Here is a 21,911-nt window from a genome sequence, read left to right as displayed (position 1 = left end):
CCGACAACAAGTCCAACTCCGACAACAAGTCCAACTCCGACAACAAGTCCGACTCCGACAACAAGTCCGACTCCGACAACCAGTCCGACTCCGACAACCAGTCCGACTCCGACAACAAGTCCGAATCTGATCGAAGGCAGCGCAGGAAATGACACCATCGACGGCCTTGCAGGTAAGGATGACATCTTCGGCTACGAAGGCAATGACTCGCTATTAGGCAATGCCGGAGATGACTACTTAGATGGCGGTGAAGGAAACGACAGCCTATTTGGCGGTGCAGGAAACGACATCCTAGAGGATGAATTTGGTAGCAACTTGCTCGCGGGCGGTGACGGCGATGATGAAGTTTCCGGCGGAAATGGTGCCGACAGCATTACAGGAGATAACGGAGACGACTACTTAGATGGCGGTGATGGCAACGACTTGCTCTCAGGCGGCGACGGCAACGATGAAGTTTACGGCGGAAATGGTGCCGAAACCATCACAGGAGATAGCGGAGATGACACACTCTTTGGCGAAGATGGTAATGACTCGATTTCTGGCGGTGCCGGCAACGATATCGCCGATGGCGGTGATGGCAACGATACCGTAGATGGCGGTGAGGGCAACGACGAACTCAGCGGAGGCTTTGACAATGACAGCCTTTCTGGCGGCCTCGGCAATGATGAACTCTACGGAGATGACGGTAACGATACCCTAGAAGGTGGCGGTGGTGCCGACAGTCTAGAAGGCGGCATCGGCGATGACTTCTACGTGTTAAATGCTACTTCCGCAGGGGGCAGCATCATTGCAGACGATAACGGCACTGATAGTCTAACTCTCAATGGTCTCACGCTGGCGATCGGCTTGGCGGCCGGTACAGCCGGCGTCACGCGCGGCGGCGAGTTCGATACAGACTTGCAAATTGACCTCAACAAGGACGGGATTTTTAACGCGACTGACGACTTGTTGATTCTCGACTTCTTCGCCCAACCAAATCTCGAAGAAGGAGATGGTTTTATCGAACAAGTTGGCAACCTCTCAGGGGCCAACATTCTCAAGAGTTTCCCCCTCAAGGCGACTCCCGGCCCTGATTTCCTTCCCGGCGGCACTGGCGATGACAGCATTGACGGATTGGCCGGCGACGATCAAATCGAGGGCAATCAAGGCAATGACTCGCTGTTCGGAAATGCTGGCGATGACTTGTTGAACGGCGACGAACTCATTACGATTAGTGAGGCAGACGGTGAGGTAACTCTCGGTACGGGAATCGGCAACGACTATCTCGACGGCGGTGAAGGTAACGACACTCTAGACGGCGGCAAAGGTAACGATACTTTGCTTGGTGGTGCCGGTGACGACAGTCTCTGGGCCTATAAGGGCAATGACATTCTCAATGGCGGAGACGGCAACGATACTCTCGACGGCGGTGAAGGGAATGACAGTCTCTTCGGCGGTGCCGGCAATGACTCTCTGTTCGGCGGAGAAGACAATGATACTCTCGACGGTGGCGATGGCGATGATTCCCTTGACGGCGGTTTGGGCAATGACAGTATTGTCGGCGGTGCCGGTATCGATACTGTGTCTTATGCTACTCTCCCCAGTCCTGTTAATATCAATCTTGTGACTGGTGTGGCGATCGCCGAAGGTACTGATACTCTCAACGGTATCGAAGTCATCATCGGTACTGCTTTCGCCGATACCATCACCGGCAGCAGCAGCAACGAAACCCTCATCGGCAACGGCGGCCCAGACATCCTCACAGGTGGCGGCGGCAACGACACCTTTATCCTCGAACCCACAAAATCCGCCGGCAGCAAGATTCAAGCAGGTAGCGGTACTGACAACCTACTGCTCACGGGCGTTACCGCAGCCTTATCTCTCACTCCCGGTACAGTTGGAGTCGGCCGCAGCGGTACTAGCTTGCTAGTAGACATCAACAAAGACGGTAAAATCAACGCCGCAGATGACCTCGAAATTCTCAATTTCTTCAATTCTGCAACTACCAATCTTCCTGGTAGCGGATTTGTCGAAAATGTGGCAGGTTTGTCGGGCAATTCTATTCTCTCTAAGTTTGCTCCTCCTCTACCTCCACCCACACGCACAACTACACCCACACCCACACCTACCCCAACACCTCGCGGCCCCCGAATTTTAACGCCCACCATTCCAATTCCGAGTCCGAATACTACCGTTGATACCACTTTCAACGGCGGCCCGCTAAACGATTTGTATTACGGCGGTTCCCAAGCTGATGCACTGAATGGTTTAGCTGGAAATGATACACTTTTCGGCTTAGATGGCAACGACAACATCGGTGGCGATGACGGCAATGATTCGTTATTAGGCAATGCTGGTAATGACTTTATCGATGGTGGAAATGGCGATGATATTCTTTACGGCGGTAAAGGTAATGATGGCATTTTAGGTGGTGCTGGCAATGATTCGCTGTACGGCAATAAAGGTTTTGATGTTGTCAGCGGAGGCGACGGTAACGATCTAATCTTTGGTGGTAAGGGTGATGATACTCTCGGCGGTGATGCTGGAGATGACAGCATTTTCGGTCAGTTGGGCAATGATTACTTGCTCGGTGGCAGCGGCAATGATGCTGTCAGCGGTGGCGAAGGAAATGATACTGTTTCGGGTATCGATCCGCGTGCTACTAACCCGGGAGTAGGAGAGTTTGATACTTTGACTGGCGGGGAAGGTAAAGACCGTTTCTTGTTGGGAGATAGTGATAAGATTTACTACTCTGGTGATGGTAATGCGGTAATTAGTGATTTTAATTCGACTGATGATGCGATCGTCCTTTCGGGTGTTAAGGCTGATTATTCGCTGTCGGTTTCGGGGAATGTGACTAGCATTTTCCTGAAAAAGCCCGGTCAGTCGGACGATCTAATTGCGACGGTACAAGGGGTGACTGATTTGAATCTCGATCGACCTTATTTCACTTTCATCTAGCTACCCGCCGGACACGGCAATGCCGTTTCCCTACAGAAACCGGGTTTTTTTGGCGTAAATCCTAGAATACATTTCTGGAGACACGCTGACATCAGAAACCCGGTTTCTTCCTATATTTATCCTACTCAACGCCAAATTTTTCCGAGAAACCGGGTTTCTTGCCACAGCGCGCAATTCGCGATCGATATCTTCTGGAGACACGCTGACATCAGAAACCCGGTTTCTTCCTATATTTATCCTACTCAACGCCAAATTTTTCCGAGAAACCGGGTTTCTTGCCACAGCGCGCAATTCGCGATCGAGATCTGCGGTGAAAATTGCTCCAATTTTACGGTTGATATTCAGCAAAAATTTCAATTTTTCCGACAATATTACGATTAAAGTCTGGCAACTCTTCTGCTGGAATCCAATACTCTTGGTGAATGGAACTGCCGACAGTTTGGACGGGATATTTATTCAATAATTCAGCCAAAACTCGAAACCTGGTTACATAGCCAAAATATCCCGATGCTGCATCTTTGGTATTCCAATCTCTCGCAATTTGTATGGCGTAGGCTTTGTGCAGTACGGGATAAAAAATAGGCTGAAAAGACAGCCGGGGCGGAAATGCCAAAAAATCGCTTTCTTTAATTAATTCCATTTCTTTTTTACCGACGGCTCTAAACAGCGTTACTGTCTCTAGATCTGATATATTGATGTTTTTAAACCAATCTTTCCAAGCGTTCCAATTGTGAACTATTTTAGCCAGTTCAGTATAACCAGCGGCGCGGGGATGGGAACCGTCATTTTCGGTAAGTTCTTTGAGCCAAATTTCTGATTTTTCCAACGGGGTGCAAATATCTAAATAAGGCACGTTTAACTCGCTGCAAACTTGGGAAAATTGTTCTGATAAATAGGCTATTCTGATTGTACGCTCGACATCAATAACTGGCGGCGGGCCTATCATTAAAACTGGCACTATTTCTTTGGCAGAGTTCAGAATATAGCGGAGGTTTTCAATCGATTTTTCAATTGCTACGCGAGTCTTTCCGTTTTCAAAGTAAGTATCGTTGACGCCAAAGGAAAAGACTATTCTGCCGTCGCCGTAGTGAGGCAAGCGGCAAGAAATTTCGCTGAACCACCGAGTTTCTATATCGGCACTGGTTTCTCCCCGCACTCCTAAATTATAGTAGGTAATCTCCTGTCTTTGCCCGCTGGCGGCCCTGCAAACTCGTCCTGTCCAACCAAGATATTTGGGATCGCCCGTACCGTTTACGAAAGAATCGCCGATAAAACAAATACGCATAACGATTTTTGATTTGGGATTTTAAATTGTGCAGTCCAGGACGCGGAACCTATATATAGCGCGCACTGGGCACTTTACCACTTGTAGCACCAGACAATTGTGCTGGGGAATTGATAATTGGTAATAGATAATTGGACATTCATATCGTTGGCGGTTGCCTGGATATTATTCAATCGTTGGGGCGGTGCGTGAGAGTAAACAGTCTCATAGTTGGGATTTGAATATTTTTCGCTCTCACGCACCCGGAGAGAGCTTTATGAGCAATTACCGATTACCGATTACCGATTCCCCATTCCCCATTCCCCCATTAGTTTTTGCCGGTGACAGACAATCCCTCTACAATTACAGATGGTGTGTGGCAAGAACCGTTCCACTCGGAGTCTCCTCCTAATTCTACCAATTGTTTGAGGACGCTGTAGACGTTGCCGGCTACCATTGTGTCTTTGATTCGGCCGACTATTTGACCTTTTTTGACTCGGTAGCCGAGATCGACGTTAATGGAAAAGTCGCCGGAAATTCCGGCACTACCGCCGAGCATTTGATCGATGACGATTCCGTCGTCTAATTGAGCGATTAAATCAATTAACGATCGCGAACCTGGTTTAATCAAGACATTAAACAAGCTCGGCGTTGGATAGCTGCCCAAACCGGGGCGAAATCCGTTGCCGGTGGTGCCGCTTCCCAAGGCTCGACCGGTGGTGCGATCGGTATAAAATAGCTGCAATACTCCGCTGTTGATAAAGACGATCGCCCGAGTGGGAGTACCTTCGTCATCAAAAGGACAGCTATAGGGCCCGATATCCGGCTGCTGCGAGAGAGTGACAAGGGGTGATGTCACTTGTTGGCCCAATCGATCGCTCCAAGGAGAAGCGCCTTCGAGTACCTGTTTACCATTCAACGCCGCACAAACAGTCCCCCACAGCAAATCGGCGGCTTTGGCTGTAAACAGTACCGGCACGCGGCCCGTGGCGGGGGCTACATTTTCTTTCGCCCATTCCAAACGCTGCAAAACCCGCTTGGCGCTGGTGTTTAAGTCGAGGGTGCCGCGTTCGGTTTCGCCATCCCAAATGTTGAGGAAATCTTCGCCCCGCACTAATTCTGCTGACAAGTAACCGCTGAGGGTGGTGTCGGTGTGGCTAGAATCCAAGCCTCTGGTGTTCAGCAAGCGGGTGCTTTCGATTTCGCAGTCGATCTCGGCGGTACAGAGGCTTTCTGGATAGGCTTCGCGGACGATCGCGATCGCCTCTTTTCCCCAGTTTACTAACTGTTCGGCTGGGACTGACACTCCGCGATCGGGATACACAACTTTGTCACCGGTGCCGAGTTCGATGGTTTCCGGTTCGTTGAGTTGTGAAAGTGCGATCGCGCGATCGACCAAAATCTGCGGTTCCACAGGCCCGTAGGCCACCGCCAAACCCGGCCGCCCGTCCCGCCACAGCCGCAGCGCAATGCCTTCTGCTTGGGCAGTTTCTAGCTGTTTGAGGCGGTTTGCTTCAAAAAAGACCGGCCGCGATAGCGATTGCGATTCCAATACCTCAGCAGCTTCGGCACCTGCTTTGGTGGCTAATTCTAGCAGTTGTTCTGCTGATTGGTGATTGGTCATTGTTGTCAGTTGTCAGTTGTCTGTTGTCTGTTGTCTGTTGTCATTAGTCAGTAGTTATTAGTTATTAGTTATTAGTTATTAGTTATTAGTTCATTATAATAACCAATAACCAATAACCAATTCCCGATGCTTTTAGGCCCGATGCCCAATTCCCAATTCCCAATTCCCAATTCCCAATTCCCAATTCCCAATTCCCAATTCCCAATTCCCAATTCCCAATTGCTCGTACCTCATTTTTATGATAAAGGCTATATCAGTTATTGCCAAGCGATCGACTAATTAGTTAGTTAGTTAGTTAGTTCGTGCAGCAGCCAAAATCCTGCAAAAGATTCCGATTGTGGATTCGACTGAATTGCTAAAAAATGTACTTGTTTTGCTTGCTTTTTCGCCGCTTCAAATGATGCGGCTTCTTTCTCAGTTGCTGAGTCTCTGAGATTAGCTATAATCCAGCGATCGTTAGCTCCCGTGTCTAATACCAACCTGGGGATAGGGGCGCTGTCAAATCTGAGAAAAGCCAACTCTAAACCTGACATCCAACCAGCCAAAGCCGTTGCTCTCGACGAGTAGATGATTAATCCTGGAATTTGGGTTTCTGGCCCCAAGCCTGTCATCGGTAGTCCGAAAGCTTCGCCAAATCCGATATCCCACTCCGACATTTCATCAAAAGCTGCGATCGGCAAACTCACAAACGCCCATTTTTCGCCGATTAAGGCATCCGGCAGCACTACGGGCGTTTCGGGTACAAATTGAACGCTCGGGTTCACAACCGGTTGATAGCCCGGTTCTGAGGGATAAACGTCTTGCATCCGTTGTTCCAGCCACAGGCTGAGGGCGAGGGTGCGACGGCTGGAGGCGGCGGGAATATCCAATTCCTCGCAGGCTTTGGTAATCATGTTCGCCATTTGGCGGCGGAAAAAGCGGATTTTTTCGGGTGGTTTCGGTGCAGAGGCGATCGCATCTTTAATGGCGCCAGCCAGCCACAGGGAATTCACGGTTGTACTGGGGCACAATTGCGAATAGCGAAACAGAGATTCAGCCTTGTCGCCTACATTCAGCGGGCTTTCGCAGATCAACACTTCCCATTTTTTTTTCTCTCGCTCGTCTAGGATTGGACGGCTGTAAAAGTCGAGTTCCCAAATAGTAGCCATGCCGCGCTGTTAAAAATTAATCCTTTCTCATGTTACCCGACAGCGGGCAGGTTTCTCATAATGATGATTGAAAACTGATTTTCAATGCCTGTGCCGCTGCACCCAGTTTCCCGATCGACCGCACCACCACCAAATTTTAAACCAAATGCTATAAAAATGCATCAACCCTCCCCTAGCCTCATCAGTCGGGGGACTGTTTGATACAGTTGCGGGGGATCTCGGCGATCGAGAAACAAACTATTACTAATACCCACAGCTTAAACAATCATCAATAAATGCGATATCCCCAACAGCAAATTCAAATAAACATCTCCACATTTTCTAGCGTACCGACTCACACAATCTGCGTTCATCCGGGCTCATCTGCCGACCTCTGCGGTTACAATCTTCTTGCTACAATCTAAAGAAAAGCTTTATTTTTTAAATTATCAATCACAAAAATATGGCGCTATATCCTATGATTTTTTTGTATTTATGTCAAAAGACTACCTGTCAAACTTACATATTTCAGATTGTACCATCTTTGTCAAAAGACTAAGTGTAAAACTTATTAAAACAGTCATAACTCATCGAAATTACGGAACACAAGTAAATCTCAAAGATTTTTGATTTATTTTAAACAAGGAAAGTTTATTTCAAGGAGAGGCAAGCCAAATGGCAAGTCAAATAGAATCCAATTCAGGAATCGTCAGAGCGTCGCACATCGGGAATATGATTCCTAACGAGCTGCGGAAAACTATCGACAACAAAGCCGGGGAAAGCAACATCAAAGGTGCGAATTACCTCACCCTTACCCCGGAACTAAAGGCAATAACACCCAGCCGTCAAGCTGTAGGGGCAGACATCGATCTAGATAAGATTGCCAAGCACTTAAACAGTACGGCAAACTCGGAATTAGCCCTAGATAAAATTGAGATTCCAGATGTTGAATTTGGCAATTATGTAAAATCCACAATCGCAGAATTTTTCAGCTTTGATAATCTGAAAAATATTCCCGTTACTATTAAAGTAAACGACTTGGCAGAAGCTAATATCATTAGCGATGCCAACAAGCTTAAAAGCGTGAGCGACATAACTACTCGCGCTTCTCAAGGAGCTAAAGAAAGTCGTTTTTTTGATGCAGATGATGCTGATAATCTCATAGAAATCACACCAGAAGATGCACCGCAGTTAGGAGGACTCCGTGCTTGGGGTGGCAACGATCAAATCATCGGCACCCAGAGCAACGATACCGCTAACGGCGGTGCAGGTAACGATACAATAGTTGGCGCTCGCGGCGACGATATGCTTAAGGGCGGACAAGGCAACGATTTGATCGACGGGGGTGAGGGCGACGATATAATTATGGGCAATCAAGGAGACGACTACCTATTAGGCGGAGCGGGAAATGACGTACTCCGAGGCGGAGCCGGCATTGATGTACTGATTGGAAATGCGGGCAATGATATCTTGATCGGCGATAGTGGTGCTGATTTCTTAATTGGCGGGGAAGGCGCCGATCAATTTATCTTGCGCGGTGATACATTTACTTCGGGTGCAGCAGCAGCCGATCGCATTCTCGACTTCAACCCCAGCCAAGGTGACATCATTAAAATTGCCAACCTCAAAGGCAATCTAGGCATGGATGAAATCCTTTTCGCCGCCGTTGATGTCAACTTTGATGGCATCACAGACACTGCTATCCTCTGTTCCTGCGGTGATGCTGTGGGCGTTATCATGAGTACCGATCCGACAAAAGCCAACCTCAGAAATTCAATCTTCATGGCCGGGCCTCAAGACACAACTCTCAGCCAAATCGGATAGCACTTTTAAACAGTAGACAATTGACCCTTCGACTGCGCGGTTCCTGAGCGAAGTCGAAGGGTCAATTGTCAACTGTCCCAGGTCAACTGTCCCAGGTCAACTGTTTAAAACTGCCTTTACAGAATTAACGCTACAATCAAAAGTAAGAGTTTAGTTTGATGCCATGAGACAAATCATTCTCGAAAAGATTGTTGCTACCCTACAACCTTTAAATTTTGTTCTCGCTTTGTGGCAGGGAGGTTCAGCAGCCCACGGCTACACAGACGAATGGTCAGACCTCGATATTGCAGTTGTGGTTGCAGATAACTGCGTCGAACAAACGTTTGAGATTGTGGAAAAAACCATCGCCGAATTTTCCGAAATCGAACTCAAATATCGAGTTCCAGAACCTGCTTGGCACGGTCAATCCCAGTGCTTTTGGCGGCTTAAACAAACTCCGCCGTTCTTGCTAATTGATTTTGCCGTTTTCCGGCGCAGCAGCCGCAACGATTTTCTGGAAATCGAGAGACACGGACAAGTCCCGATCGCCTTTGACAAAGCTAATCTAATTGTACCGCATCATTTGGATACAAACAAGCATCTTTCCCAAATGCAAGCCAGATTCAACGAAATCAAAATTCGTTTTGATTTGCTGCAACCTCTGGTCAAAAAAGAGATATATCGCGGTCATTTAGTAGATGCGATCGGCAACTATCACAACTGGACGCTTTTACCCTTGGTCGAACTCTTGGGCATGATTTACCGTCCCCACAGATACGACTTTAAACTCAAATATTTCACCCGAGATTTTCCGCCCGCAATAGTCGATCGCGTTGCACCGCTTTTCTGTATTGCCAATCTGGAAGATTTAAAAGCTAAACAGCAAACAGCCGAGGCTTTTTTCGCAGATACATTACCGCAGATAGAAGCTAAATTATACTCTAATACCAATTCTCAAAATTAGGGAAACAGCACTGCCGTTTCCTGCCCAGAGATGACCGACAAGGCACTGCAATTTGCCACGAAAATCGCGAACACGGTAAGACCAGTTTATCTAGGGAATATGCAATTTTTAACAATTGGCATAAAATTTAGGATTGTAGCAAGATCCTGTCAATCTTGTGTAAGAATATCCTAGAAGTAACGTACAGTGCTAAAGATTTCGTCCCTAAAGCGATTAATATAGCAGCAGCAACCTTAAAGATTAACATCCCATGACAAAACTCAGCGTCAACATCAACAGAATCGCCCTCCTCAGAAACTCTAGAAATATCGGCATTCCCAGCGTTACCGAAGCTGCAAAAACAGTCATCGCCGCTGGAGCCCACGGCGTTACAGTTCATCCCCGCCCCGATGAAAGGCACATCAAAGCTGCCGATGTTTACGACTTAGCCAAAATGCTAACCGTCGAGTTCAACATCGAAGGAAATCCGTTTCAGCCGCCATTTATGGATATAGTTTGCGATGTCAAACCTGCTCAGTGTACCTTAGTGCCGGATGCTCCCGACGTGCTCACCTCGGATAGCGGTTGGAATATTCCGGAAAATCGCGATCGGCTGTTACCAATTATTGAAAAATTAAAAGATAACGGCATCAGAGTCAGCCTGTTTATGGATGCAGATGCTGCTCTCATGCCCCTAGCAAAAGAAGTGGGAGCAGACCGAGTAGAACTGTACACGGAACCCTATGCAACTGCTTTTCGCGAAGGCAATGTAGAATCTGTTTTTCAACAGTATCTCGATGCAGCTCAAGCGGCTCAATCTGTCGGTTTGGGAGTGAATGCTGGACATGATTTGAATTTGCAAAACTTAGCTAAATTTTGCTCAATCCCCGATCTACTAGAAGTCTCGATCGGTCATGCTTTAATTGCGGAAGCGCTAGACATGGGCTTGTCCAACACGGTACAAGCTTACCTAAAAATTCTCTCGGGTTTGTAGTATAAATAAACCCGATATTGCCGCGCGGGTTTTGTACTCCATAACTCGTTTTTATCGTAGCTCCTAACTCGCACCGGTCACTGCAAACCTTACAAGATCGGGACTAAGGTTAAAGCTACCAATAGGGTAAGGTGCGCGGCTTTATAGCACCCTACAAGCCGATCGCCCTTGCACCCACTAAAAGTAGAGTCCGCTATGCCGTGTGAAGGCCAGTTGTCTCGTCGATCGGCCGATCGCGATCGGCCCAGACACCGCGTTTTTTGGGTGCGGGCATTTTTTTAGCAATATCCTCGGAAAAAGCTTTAATTATTCTTGAGAAATTTAGTCAGATTCTCGATGATATTATGTGTAGGCAGTATCATTGAAATGTCTCGACAAACCGAGGCTACTACTTAGCTGCGGCACTGCCAATCTGCTACCAGCAGGTTTTGTGCAAGTACCGGAAATTTACGTGTCCTCGATTCTACTGTAGCCGATCGCGATCGCCAGATTCACTCCGGCGAAAATAGACAAACACAAGTAACCATATACAACTCATTACCCCCCTCCCAAGTGCGACATGAAAAAACTAATTTTACTGACTGGAATGCTAGTGATGATGACGGCAAAATCAGTATTTGCCAGCCCTGTAGCGCCAAAAATTGCACCGAGCGAGCGGATGGCTACCTCGGAAATTACACAAACCGTTAACAAACCCGCTACTTCTGCCCCAGTTCCCAAGGTAGAACCCATTGAGCGAATGTCAACCTCGGAAATTCGAGCAACCATCAGCCAACCCACCACCTATATTTTTGAAGGCGTCAAAGGGCGAGAACTCACTCTCTCTCTGTGGGCGGGAAAACTGACAGCCGAACTGTACAGTCCCAACGGTCAGAATATGGGAGTTATTGAAAAAAGCGACAATCAGTGGATCGGCCAGTTACCAGAATCGGGCATCTACCGCGTGCGAGTTACCCCGAAAGGTGAAACCACGAGCTTCGTACTCGAACGCGACTTTAACGCCAAGTGGACTTATCGGCCCGATCGCGCCCTTCCCATCGCCTTCGGGGAAAATGAAGCCACAGTCAAACTCAAAATGTCCGGCTACCAAATCCAGCCCCTCACAGTTCAGGGGAAACAGGGACAGACAATCACGGTGACAGCTAGCAACAAAAATCTCGATGTGGCGATCGAATCTCCGTCGGGAGCACTCCTGGATCAAGGCGAAGGTCAAACTTTTGCTCAACTCCCGGAATCAGGAACCTACAAGGTGCTGATAGTTGCCAACAGGCCAGTCAAGCCCTCCATCAGAGTTGCTGTGCGATAGATCCAGATAGCAAAAACACTTTTGAGGGCGATGTAAATTTCCCTCGCCCAACCACAAAAGCTCGCCCGAACCGCGAGCTTTTTTTTGCGTAAAATCAACCGCCAAGAAGGTTAGTTAGGACATTCCTTGATGATATCCTTTCTATTTGCATCGGAATAGTAATTTTCCGATTGCAGTGCGAGCCCAGACGCTCGCACTGTATAATTCCGATCGACGTAACCGGAATTACTTCTTCTTCCTTCTGCCGACTTCACGCTTGACTTCTTCCTTCTTCGTGATGACGGCCCGACGGCAGGACTTCTTCCTGATGACTGATGACTGATGACTGATGACTGATGACGGCAGGACTGATGACTGATGACTGATGACTGATGACTGATGACGGCAGGACTCCTGACGGCAGGACTCCTGACTGATGACTGATGACTGATGACGGCAGGACTAATGACTCCTGACGGCAGGACTAATGACGGCAGGACTCCTGACGGCAGGACTGATGACCAATGACTGATGACTGATGACTTCTTCCTTCTCAACCTTGGATCAGTGCTGCAAAACGTTCTTGTTTCCAAATGCAGCTTAAATCCGAGTCAGCTACAGCTAGCTCTCGGTATAAATTAGGCATAAACTCCACAGCCCGCTGCAAATTGTCAAGGGCCAAATCAGCAAACCCCAACAGTGCATAACAGCAAGCTTGATTGTAAAAAGCGTTAGCAAAATCAGGATTGATTTCTAATGCTGTTTCGTAGCAAGCGATCGCCTCTGAATAGCTACCTTGTCTCGCCAATTCCACACCCCGATTGTACCAAATCAAATAATCCTCAAAGATACACTCAAATGTGGGAGTGAACTTGGCATTTTTCTGATTTAAACCGACTAATTTCCCCAAAGCAATTCGTCGCTCGCCCACAGCTTCTGCTCTGCCCGGTTTCAGAGCGATCGATCGACTAAAACTAGCCACTGCTTGTTTATAAAGTCCCATGGAATTCGCAGCTAGACCGCGATTGTACCAAGCCTTCGCATCATCTGGGTTAAACTCGATCGCCCGATCGAAACTGTTGAGCGCCTGATAGTAAAGCTTGAGTTCCAACAGAGCATTACCTCGGTTGTACCAAGCCCAAGGAGCCTCCGGGTGCAAACTCAAAGAGCGATCGAAACTCAGAACCGCCTTATGGTAAAGCCCCATATCGATCAGCGTCAGTCCCCGGTTGTGCCAAATACTCGCCGCATATGGGTTGAACTCCAGAGCCCTGTCAAAACTGTTAAGAGCCTCCAAATGGCGGCCCAACTTTCCTAAAGCAATAGCCCGGTTGTGCCAGCCAAAACTCGCATCCGGCTGCACCACCAAAGCCTCATCAAAACTTGAAAGCGCCTCTAAGTGTCGTTCTAAGTTCCCCAAAGCCATACCTCGCCCGAACCAAGCCTTATAATGATCCGATTGCAACTTCACAGCTCTGCTAAAGTTTGCCAGAGCACTATCATGATCGTTAGCTTCGAGGTGGCGCGAACCCAGATGATAATACCAAGCCGCTTCCAAGTTTTGAATTAAGTTCATAATATTTCGCATCTATCTTAGGGATGATTATACACGAACAATGCCCGGAGTTAAACTGTAATTGCACTAAAAATCAGAAAATTTTGATACAGGGCGATCGCCCGTACAAGCAGCCATTAACAACCTCAACAATTGACAGTTGAAACCAACTATTTTCCTCTCATCAAATGTTCTTTCAGCTAACCACACTCATCACTGGTTGGAGCTGCTGCAAATCTCAGGCTGGCGCGAGTCACAAAACTATTAGCGCATCCGCAACGCCGGTTTGCAGTTACACTAAGAGTGCAAATCTCGTAGTGCCAATAGCTCCAACTTCTGCTTGCCCAATTCAAGCAACCACAACCGCTGTTTGAGCAGTCTCGCTCAACAGCAACCTGCCTGAAGCATCAATACTAAAATCCTGACCCAGCACAAAACCCTTACCCATCAAGCGCTTGCAAACAACCAGCGCCGTAATCCGGCGAATTTCTTCCATCACATCAGCAGGAATCAAATAACTCAAACTCCAGATCACCGACTCACAGTCAGACCAAATTAAGCGCTCAATACTGACAATCATCAAAGCAGCTACGCTGTCCGTTGACAGCCGCCCTCTGAGATCTGCAATCAAATCTTTACCAATTAAGCTATTGCGAGTCATCATCGCTCTAGCCATCTTTCCAATTTCTTGTTCGAGTTCTAAATGATTCATGCTTGGCACTGGCTGTTATGTTTTTAAAGCACTAATCGGAGTAAAAACAGTGACTGCTACCAGGCTCTGCTCTAGGGTAGCTGACGCAGGCTCTACCGCAACTCCTTTTAACAAAGTATACCTAAAGAAAGATTAAAAATGTATCTAAAGGCAGATACTAAAATTTATTTTTTTTGTCATAAATGGATGAACCAATTCCCACAACAGTTTGTCTGAGCAGCAAATTGAGTATTTGTACTCGCTCAGACCCAGAGGCAAGTTAAGAATTGGTAAATTCGATACATAATAAAGAAGTAGTTGCTTCGGAGAAAATACAGCAATGGCTGCAAAAGGGCCAGATATCGATATTGCCCCCTATATCGACCACGCTCTGATCGACCCAAGCGCCACCCCCGAGCAAGTAGAAAACTGCTGCCAACAAGCAGAAAGATTTGGGTTTGCCACAGTTTGCGTGTATCCAGCCTACGTGCGACAAGCGGTAAGTCTTCTGCACGGCAGAAAGCCAAAAGTCTCGACTGTCATAGGTTTTCCCACGGGAGCAACCACATCAGCAGTCAAACTCTACGAAGCCCTAGAAGCCGCAGACAATGGAGCCGTTGAGTTAGATGTCTGCGTCAATTTAGGATTGTTGAAAGCCGGAAAAAATGACGAATTTCACCGGGAATTAGCCGAAATTTGCGAAGAAACCGGACAAACTATTAAGGCGATTATCGAATGCTCAATGCTTTCGGATGAGGAAAAACAATTAGCGGCTGAGCTTTGCATGGAGGCGGGCGCCGCTTATATCAAAACTAATACGGGCTTTTTCGGCGGGGCGACACTTGAAGATGTGAAGTTGCTTAAGGAATTTACTAAGGGAAGGGTTGGTATTAAAGCTGCTGGAGGAATTCGCACTCACGAACAAGCTATAGATTTGATCGTGGCTGGTGCGACTCGTTTGGGGACTTCTCGCGGCCCGGAATTAATCCGCCAGCGGGATAATTTAGATAAGAGTCAGTAGTCAGTTGTCAGTTGTCAGTTGTCAGTTGACAGTTGTCAGTTTTTAGTTGTGATTGGTAATGGTTAATTGGTAATGGGGATAACTGGTTCCAAGGCTCTGCCTGGGAACCCATATTTAGAGGCTCTGCCTCGGTACAGGATTTAACTGGTTAACTGGTTCCAAGGCTCTGCCTGGGAACCCATATTTAGAGGCTCTGCCTCGGTTCAGGATTCAGGAGAAGGAGGCAGAGCCTCCGGATCTGCGTTACCAGGCTCTTCCTGGTAACGAGTATAAGGTAACGATTATGTTCTGTGTCGCGGACTGTTTTTGGTACTGTTTAATCAATCTAAAATCTAAAATCGAGTGAATCGAACTTACAAAGCAATTGGTATCAATCTTAAGAGTGCGCCGATCGGCGAATCCGATCGCCTGCTGACAGTTTTGACGCGGGAATTCGGCTTAATTAAAGCCGTAGCACCGGGTGTTCGCAAACAGCGATCGAGCATTGGCGGGAGAAGCGAGTTATTTGTCGTCAACGAATTGCTCATCGCCAAAGGTCGATCGCTCGACAAGATTACCCAAGCGTCCACCGTCGAATCCTATCCGGGTTTGAGCCGCAATCTCGGAAAACTATCAGCCGCGCAATATCTGGCCGAATTGGCGATCGCCAGCGCCCTTTCCGACGAACCGCAAGAATCACTGTTCTTTTTGCTGGGCGAACACTTGAGCCGTTTAGAGCGTTTGTCCGATCGCACAGAAATCCAATCCGCCGCCGTGCTAGTCGCCCATCTCGCCCAGGGTATTTTTCACTTGTTAGCCCTAGCAGGCCTCGCGCCCCAAGTCCAAGTCTGCTGTGCCACCAGAGTGCCGATCGTCCCAAATCTCAGCGATCCGAACTGGAAAACCGGGTTTAGTATACCCTCTGGGGGAACCTTCAGCTTGCCAGAGCTAGCTAACCTAGAGGCAGAACTTTCCTCACAAACCGGTAACTTGTACAGATCCAGCTCCCGTTCCCGGCAAACGAGCGACAGCAAACACTTGACAAATTTCCATATTAATGCTAAAGAATTAGCAGCGCTGCAACAGTTGGGTAGCGCAGAACTAGGAGAGGGGATTGCCGATCGCGCGGCTTGGATATCAGTAGAAAATATTTTGCGGCAATATGCCCAGTATCATTTAGGTTGCACGATTCGATCGGGAAGCTCGATCGACACCTACTTGGAGAGTTTTGAGTTTTAAATTTTGAATGTTGAGAGAAAATATCACCCCAGCCTGCGGGATATCCGAACCTGCAAGCAGTTTCAGGTAAATTCTCAAGATTCTTGGAACACTAGATAATAAGTAAAGTTACGAGTTATTAAACTTAGAGGTTAACGCCTCAATTTGAACTTCACATCCGCCCAAGCTCAACCATCCCAGGCGATCCACCCCTAATCCTATGATGCGACTGTCCGATACTGATTTGAGAAGATCTATTTTAGCTGTGACCCACCACAAGATGGAAGAACGAGAAAATTTTCCAGATTTTAACTCATCGCCCGTCTTTGCCGATCGACAATGGAGCAACGCCCAAGACCCAGAAATGGACAAATATCCCACAAATCCAGAACCAGAGCCAAGTAACGGTAAAAGCCAACAACCCGAAGCCATCCCCCCGGAACCAACAGCAGAACTCGCGGAAGCAGTAGCCGAAACTCCCGAAAAAGAAACAGGATTTCTGCCGGTGCTCAAAAACCGAAATTTTCTAGCCTTGTGGAGCGGGCAAGTTTTTTCGCAACTAGCAGATAAAGTTTATCTCGTACTGACGATCGCCCTCGTAGCCAGCAGATTTCAAGCGCCAGATCAAACCATCAGCAGGTGGGTGTCGGCAATCATGATCGCCTTTACCATACCTGCGGTATTATTTGGAGCTGCTGCGGGCGTATATGTCGATCGCTGGTCGAAAAAAGCAGTGCTCGTAGCCACAAACCTGCTGCGCGGAGGCTTCGTACTCACATTACCCGTGCTGCTGTGGCTCTCCGACGGATTTGAACTCGGTCAACTGCCGCTCGGATTCTGCTTGCTGCTGCTAGTCACATTCCTAGTTTCCACCCTAACTCAATTTTTCGCCCCAGCAGAACAGTCCGTGATTCCCCTAATAGTGGAACGCCGCCACCTCCTATCGGCAAACTCGCTCTACACCACAACCATGATGGGTTCGGTGATTATCGGCTTCGCAGTCGGAGAACCCTTACTAGCTTTAGCCGACAACCTATTTACCAACCTCGGCGGCGGACTCGGCATCGGCAAAGAATTAGTAGTAGGCGGAAGTTACGCCTTCGCTGGAGTGCTGTTGCTGTCGATGAAAACAGGCGAAAAAAACGAAGTCGAACACGAACCGCCACACCCGCTAGCAGATTTAAAAGACGGTTTGCGTTACATCAACGATCAGCCGAAAGTCCGCAATGCTTTAATTCAACTAATTATTTTATTTTCCATTTTTGCAGCCTTAGCAGTGCTAGCGGTGCGGCTGGCAGAAATCCTGCCCGGTATGAAAGCGTCGCAATTTGGCTTTTTGCTGGCTGCGGTGGGAGTCGGGATGGCTGCTGGGGCGACGACTGTAGGCTATCTCGGTCACAAATTTTCTCACTCCCAACTTAGTTTAATCGGATCTGTTGGCATGGCAGTGGCTCTGACTGGTCTTTCTGCATTTACACACCATTTGTGGATCTCGGTGCTGTTCATTACTCTGTTGGGTTTGTTTGCGTCCTTGGTGGGAGTGCCGATGCAGACTACAATTCAAGCAGAAACCCCAGAAGAAATGCGGGGAAAAGTCTTCGGGCTGCAAAACAATGCGACGAATATCGCTTTGAGTTTACCACTAGCTTTAGCAGGAGTAGCCGAAACATTTCTGGGTTTGCCGACGGTATTTTTGGCTTTGGCAGGATTGGCGATCGCAGGTGGCGTCTTAACCTGGTATATTTCCCGTAGCACTAATAGCAAAGTCGATCGAATCTAAAAAATAACAAACTCTGATTTACTCGAATGCACATCGCTTGGCTAGGAAAAAAATCACCTTTTTGCGGTAACGTAACTTACTCCAGGGAAGTCACTAACGCACTATTAGACCGGGGATACCAGGTTAGTTTCCTGCACTTTGCCCAAGAAGCAGGCCCATTGGACAGGAACAATACGGCGTGGGGCGTGGCAAATGGGAAATGGGGAACTGGAATTACTCCAACTTCATATACCAATTCGCTTTCGCCCGCGAGTTGCAACGAAGTTTCTTTACCCTGTCACTACAAATCGCAAATTTATACGATTCCGACTCTCAAATCCCGCACAGTGTTGATGAAGTCTCTGCGGCGGCTGAAACCGGATGTGGTTCACGCTTCCCTGACGCTTTCGCCTCTGGACTTTTTGCTGCCGGAAATTTGTCAAGAATTGAATTTGCCTTTGGTGGCGACTTTTCACCCGCCGTTCGATCGCAAATTGCGGAATTTAACATCGGGAACGCAACACCTGATGTATCAACTGTACGCTCCGTTTTTGGCTCACTACGATTCGACGATCGTCTTTTCTTACATTCAGCGGGATATTTTGGTGAAGTTGGGAGTGCCGGAAGAACGGGTGGCTGTGATTCCCAACGGCGTAGACGCGGAAAAGTATTCGCCGGGGCCTTCAAACTTGAAGTTGGAGTTAAAGGCCGATCGACTTTTTGTATATCAAGGCCGCATTGCCCCAGAGAAAAATGTTGAGGCTTTGCTGAAGGCCTGGAAACAATGTAATTTTGGCCCTGGTAACGTGTTGGCGATCGTAGGCGACGGGCCCCTCGCCGCCTCGCTGCAACTGTCCTACGGCGAAAATGAGGGCATTGTGTGGCTCGGATTTGTAGCCGAGGAAGAACGCCGGATCGAAATTCTGCGCGGTGCAGATGTATTTATTTTGCCTTCTTTGGTGGAGGGATTGTCGCTGTCGCTGCTGGAAGCGATGGCCTGCGGTTTAGCTTGTTTGGCAACGGATGCCGGTGCTGATGGCGAGGCTTTGGAGGAAGGCGCGGGGATAGTTTTGAACACTCAGCGGGTGCGCAGTCAGTTGCAAACTTTGCTGCCGCTGTTTTGCGATCATCCGGAGTTGGGAATGCTGCTTGGTCAAAAAGCGCGCCAACGGGCGATCGAGCGTTACACTCTCAGTCAGAATATTACTGAGTTGGAAAAGCTGTATTCAGAGGTTTTGCAGAAGCAGCGCGTGCCGCTGCGGGGCTTGGCATAACGAAGTTCGGCAGCGGATTTTGTAGCGGATGTAACGGATTAACGGATGTCAGTAGGAAGGTTTTCCCCTGTCATCTTCGATATTGGTAGGGAAACGGCATTACTCGTTACCAGGAAGAGCCTGGTAACACAGATCCGAAGGCAGAGCCTCCATTGTCCAGCCGAGGCTCTTCCTCGCTTAGAGAACCCATTTGAGATCTTGCGAGCGATCGCTCATAGCAGTCGATCGCTCATAGCAGTCGATCGCTCATAGCAGTCGATCGATCATAGCAGTCGATCGGCTTGCAGCCTAAAAGATCTCAAATGGGTTCTCTATAGCGGTTCTCAGATACAGGAGGTATTGTAAAACTTCATTAATTTTATAAGCAGCGGTAAGCAGAAGTAGTAATATGTAGTCAGGAGGTCAAAAATGAAACTACCTGACTACGCCAAAGCAATAGGCATAAGTTACACAACTGCATGGCGCTGGTGGAAAGCAAATAAGCTGCCACATCCGGCACGACAGACGGAAAGCGGTCTAATTATAGTTGATTACTTGCCACAAGCGCCATCCAACAAAGCTAAGAAAAACCGAGTCGCTATTTATAGCCGAGTCTCTTCCTCCGAGAACAAAGAAAATCTCAACCGCCAATCGGAACGGTTAACCGAGTATGCAATTGCCAACGGTTATCAAATCGTTAGAAGCGTCAAAGAAATCGGCAGCGGATTGAACGACCACAGAAAGCAGTTGGAAACACTGCTACAACAAGATGACTACGATATTCTGTTGGTCGAACACAAAGACCGCTTGGCTCGATTTGGTACAAATTATTTAGGTGTATTGCTTCTTCGATTAGGGGTTAAGGTAGAAATAGTTAATCTAGCGGAGAATGGAAAAGATGAGTTGATGCAAGACTTGGTGGCGATAGTGACAAGCTTTGCTGCCAGACTTTACGGACAGCGACGCGCTAGCAGAAAAACCGAAAAAATAATTGCTGAGTTGAAAGATGGAGGTTCTGAATGCAGTTGACAGAGCGGCACATCATTAAGTCAACGGAACACCGTTTCGCTCAAATTGACCAACTAGCTTTCAAGTCCAAAAACCTCTACAATGCGGCCAATTACGTCATTCGTCAGAGCTTTATTTATGGATGGGGTTATGTCAGTTATAACGAAATGAACCGATTGATGAAGTCAATCGAAGCATACAAGGCTTTGCCTGCTAAAGTAAGCCAGCAAATCTTAATGGTGTTAGACAAGAATTGGCAATCGTTTTTTGAAGCAGTTAAAGCTTACAAGGCTGATTATTCAAAATTCACGGGTCGCCCAAAACTGCCGAAGTACAAAGACAAAACCCAAGGGCGAAACCTTCTTATTTACACAATTCAAGCGATTAGTAGCAAACAGTTAAAGAAAGGAATCATTAAACTTTCGGGTACTGATTTTTCGGTCAAAACCCAAGTCGCTCCCGATAAGATTTGCCAAGTTAGGTTAGTTCCGAAATGCGATTCTTATGTAATTGAGGTAATTTATGATGAACCGGAGTCCACCATTGGCGGCGCCAATTCTGTAGCGAGTATTGATTTAGGACTAGATAATTTAGTGGCGTTAACTTCAAATCAACCGGGATTTACCCCACTGTTGATTAACGGGCGACCATTGAAATCAATTAACCAGTTTTACAACAAACGCTTTTCACGATTACAATCCCAGTTAAAAGGGAACCGCAAAAGTTCACCCCGGATTCAGCGCTTGACTCGCTGTCGCAATCAAAAAGTTGATAATTACTTGCATCATGCTAGTCGCCTGATTGTTGCCATTTTAACAGACAAGCAGATTGGGACGCTAGTAATTGGCAAGAATGCACAGTGGAAAACAGAAATTAATCTAGGGAAGCAAAACAACCAAAACTTTGTTAGTATTCCTCACTCTCGATTAATTGAAATGTTGGAGTACAAAGCTCGGTTGGTAGGAATCAATGTGATTGTGCAGGAAGAATCCTACACGTCGCGGGCAAATTTTCTGGGTTTAGATTCAATCCCTGTCTACGGGAAAACAGAAAAAGAACCGATGTTTAGTGGTAAGCGTATTAAGCGAGGTTTGTACAAAACATCGACTGGTCAGTTAATTAATTCTGATGTCAACGCTTCGTACAACATCCTCAGAAAAGCAATCCCAAATGCGTTCAGCAATGGGATAGGTCGTGGGCGTAGTTCAGCCGAGGCGGGTTAATCCGCTCAAAGTAAAAGTGAAGGGGGAGAGACTTGAAGCCTCCCATGTCTATAAATGACTATACTTTTACCAGCTATGCTGAGGCATACTGAAACCCTGCATTATCAATGCTTTTTAGGTCAAGATTGATACCTCACCTTTTTGACAAAGGTTATAAGTCCTATTTATTCTATGCAACTTCATGTAAAATTGGTATCAATGGAACTGGCAGTCAGCGCATCACT

General features: G+C 47.5%; 16 protein-coding genes and 1 pseudogene. 11 read left to right on the top strand and 6 right to left on the bottom strand.

Annotation, left to right across the window (positions count from 1 at the left end; translation table 11 throughout):
- On the top strand, positions 1-2,940 hold a 2,940-nt coding region (locus tag QUB64_RS11350), incomplete at its 5' end, for a calcium-binding protein (protein WP_333394060.1).
- A 30-nt stretch (positions 2,941-2,970) separates the two neighbouring features.
- Here the strand turns inward: QUB64_RS11350 and QUB64_RS11345 are convergent.
- The 4 genes from QUB64_RS11345 to QUB64_RS11330 form a co-directional block, all read right to left on the bottom strand.
- Entirely contained in the window at positions 2,971-3,288 is a 318-nt protein-coding gene (locus QUB64_RS11345; protein ID WP_333273143.1) for a hypothetical protein, read from the bottom strand.
- The gene (locus QUB64_RS11340; RefSeq protein WP_333273147.1) at positions 3,269-4,225 is read right to left on the bottom strand and encodes a GDSL-type esterase/lipase family protein; all 957 of its coding nucleotides are present in this window, start codon (positions 4,223-4,225) and stop codon (positions 3,269-3,271) included. Before QUB64_RS11340 ends, QUB64_RS11345 begins: the two co-directional genes overlap by 20 nt.
- A gap of 307 nt (positions 4,226-4,532) precedes the next feature.
- Positions 4,533-5,828, bottom strand: coding sequence for a TldD/PmbA family protein (locus tag QUB64_RS11335; RefSeq protein ID WP_333273149.1), 1,296 nt, complete (start codon positions 5,826-5,828; stop codon positions 4,533-4,535).
- Between the two features lie 287 nt (positions 5,829-6,115).
- On the bottom strand, positions 6,116-6,976 hold the full coding sequence (locus tag QUB64_RS11330; protein ID WP_333273153.1) for a Tab2/Atab2 family RNA-binding protein: 861 nt from the start codon (positions 6,974-6,976) through the stop codon (positions 6,116-6,118).
- Between the two features lie 654 nt (positions 6,977-7,630).
- On the opposite strand from QUB64_RS11330, the gene QUB64_RS11325 reads away from it, so the two are divergent.
- From QUB64_RS11325 to QUB64_RS11310, 4 genes are all read left to right on the top strand, one after another.
- Positions 7,631-8,779: a calcium-binding protein gene (locus QUB64_RS11325; protein WP_333273157.1), complete on the top strand. Its 1,149-nt coding sequence runs from the start codon at positions 7,631-7,633 to the stop codon at positions 8,777-8,779.
- 163 nt (positions 8,780-8,942) lie between these two features.
- A complete protein-coding gene (locus tag QUB64_RS11320; RefSeq protein WP_333273159.1) occupies positions 8,943-9,722 on the top strand; it encodes a nucleotidyltransferase domain-containing protein in 780 nt (259 codons plus the stop codon).
- A gap of 250 nt (positions 9,723-9,972) precedes the next feature.
- The gene (locus tag QUB64_RS11315; protein WP_333273162.1) at positions 9,973-10,695 is read left to right on the top strand and encodes a pyridoxine 5'-phosphate synthase; all 723 of its coding nucleotides are present in this window, start codon (positions 9,973-9,975) and stop codon (positions 10,693-10,695) included.
- Positions 10,696-11,254: 559 nt separating this feature from the next.
- Complete coding sequence (locus QUB64_RS11310) at positions 11,255-12,001, top strand: hypothetical protein (protein ID WP_333273165.1); 747 nt, start codon at positions 11,255-11,257, stop codon at positions 11,999-12,001.
- A 532-nt stretch (positions 12,002-12,533) separates the two neighbouring features.
- Here the strand turns inward: QUB64_RS11310 and QUB64_RS11305 are convergent.
- A complete protein-coding gene (locus QUB64_RS11305; protein ID WP_333273167.1) occupies positions 12,534-13,556 on the bottom strand; it encodes a tetratricopeptide repeat protein in 1,023 nt (340 codons plus the stop codon).
- Positions 13,557-13,884: 328 nt separating this feature from the next.
- Positions 13,885-14,247, bottom strand: coding sequence for a hypothetical protein (locus QUB64_RS11300; RefSeq protein ID WP_333273171.1), 363 nt, complete (start codon positions 14,245-14,247; stop codon positions 13,885-13,887).
- A gap of 319 nt (positions 14,248-14,566) precedes the next feature.
- On the opposite strand from QUB64_RS11300, the gene deoC reads away from it, so the two are divergent.
- The 6 genes and pseudogenes from deoC (at position 14,567) to QUB64_RS11270 (ending at position 21,745) form a co-directional block, all read left to right on the top strand.
- A complete protein-coding gene (deoC, locus tag QUB64_RS11295; RefSeq protein ID WP_333273174.1) occupies positions 14,567-15,247 on the top strand; it encodes a deoxyribose-phosphate aldolase in 681 nt (226 codons plus the stop codon).
- Positions 15,248-15,589: 342 nt separating this feature from the next.
- Positions 15,590-16,465 carry a DNA repair protein RecO gene (gene recO, locus QUB64_RS11290; RefSeq protein WP_333273177.1) on the top strand — a complete coding sequence of 292 codons (876 nt, stop codon included), beginning with the start codon at positions 15,590-15,592 and terminating at the stop codon, positions 16,463-16,465.
- A 199-nt stretch (positions 16,466-16,664) separates the two neighbouring features.
- Complete coding sequence (locus QUB64_RS11285) at positions 16,665-18,224, top strand: MFS transporter (protein WP_333273180.1); 1,560 nt, start codon at positions 16,665-16,667, stop codon at positions 18,222-18,224.
- A gap of 26 nt (positions 18,225-18,250) precedes the next feature.
- Positions 18,251-19,477 carry a glycosyltransferase family 4 protein gene (locus QUB64_RS11280; protein WP_333273182.1) on the top strand — a complete coding sequence of 409 codons (1,227 nt, stop codon included), beginning with the start codon at positions 18,251-18,253 and terminating at the stop codon, positions 19,475-19,477.
- A 408-nt stretch (positions 19,478-19,885) separates the two neighbouring features.
- The gene (locus tag QUB64_RS11275; protein WP_333273185.1) at positions 19,886-20,485 is read left to right on the top strand and encodes an IS607 family transposase; all 600 of its coding nucleotides are present in this window, start codon (positions 19,886-19,888) and stop codon (positions 20,483-20,485) included.
- A pseudogene (locus QUB64_RS11270) lies at positions 20,476-21,745 on the top strand (RNA-guided endonuclease InsQ/TnpB family protein). The gene QUB64_RS11275 and the pseudogene QUB64_RS11270 overlap by 10 nt, the downstream one beginning before the upstream one ends.
- Positions 21,746-21,911 lie beyond the last annotated feature (166 nt).

Origin of the sequence: Microcoleus sp. Aus8_D2 (assembly GCF_036702665.1) — a bacterium.
Classification (GTDB): Bacteria; Cyanobacteriota; Cyanobacteriia; order Cyanobacteriales; family Microcoleaceae; genus Microcoleus.
This window is presented reverse-complemented; position numbering and strand designations above follow the sequence as displayed.

Excerpts from the sequence above, each read along its gene's own strand:
- QUB64_RS11340 (WP_333273147.1), bottom strand. The coding sequence starts at position 4,225 with ATGCGTATTTGTTTTATCGGCGATTCTTTCGTAAACGGTACGGGCGAT.
- QUB64_RS11335 (WP_333273149.1), bottom strand. The coding sequence starts at position 5,828 with ATGACCAATCACCAATCAGCAGAACAACTGCTAGAATTAGCCACCAAA.
- QUB64_RS11330 (WP_333273153.1), bottom strand. The coding sequence starts at position 6,976 with ATGGCTACTATTTGGGAACTCGACTTTTACAGCCGTCCAATCCTAGAC.
- QUB64_RS11325 (WP_333273157.1), top strand. The coding sequence starts at position 7,631 with ATGGCAAGTCAAATAGAATCCAATTCAGGAATCGTCAGAGCGTCGCAC.
- QUB64_RS11320 (WP_333273159.1), top strand. The coding sequence starts at position 8,943 with ATGAGACAAATCATTCTCGAAAAGATTGTTGCTACCCTACAACCTTTA.
- QUB64_RS11315 (WP_333273162.1), top strand. The coding sequence starts at position 9,973 with ATGACAAAACTCAGCGTCAACATCAACAGAATCGCCCTCCTCAGAAAC.
- QUB64_RS11310 (WP_333273165.1), top strand. The coding sequence starts at position 11,255 with ATGAAAAAACTAATTTTACTGACTGGAATGCTAGTGATGATGACGGCA.
- QUB64_RS11305 (WP_333273167.1), bottom strand. The coding sequence starts at position 13,556 with ATGAACTTAATTCAAAACTTGGAAGCGGCTTGGTATTATCATCTGGGT.
- QUB64_RS11300 (WP_333273171.1), bottom strand. The coding sequence starts at position 14,247 with ATGAATCATTTAGAACTCGAACAAGAAATTGGAAAGATGGCTAGAGCG.
- deoC (WP_333273174.1), top strand. The coding sequence starts at position 14,567 with ATGGCTGCAAAAGGGCCAGATATCGATATTGCCCCCTATATCGACCAC.
- QUB64_RS11285 (WP_333273180.1), top strand. The coding sequence starts at position 16,665 with ATGATGCGACTGTCCGATACTGATTTGAGAAGATCTATTTTAGCTGTG.
- QUB64_RS11280 (WP_333273182.1), top strand. The coding sequence starts at position 18,251 with ATGCACATCGCTTGGCTAGGAAAAAAATCACCTTTTTGCGGTAACGTA.
- QUB64_RS11275 (WP_333273185.1), top strand. The coding sequence starts at position 19,886 with ATGAAACTACCTGACTACGCCAAAGCAATAGGCATAAGTTACACAACT.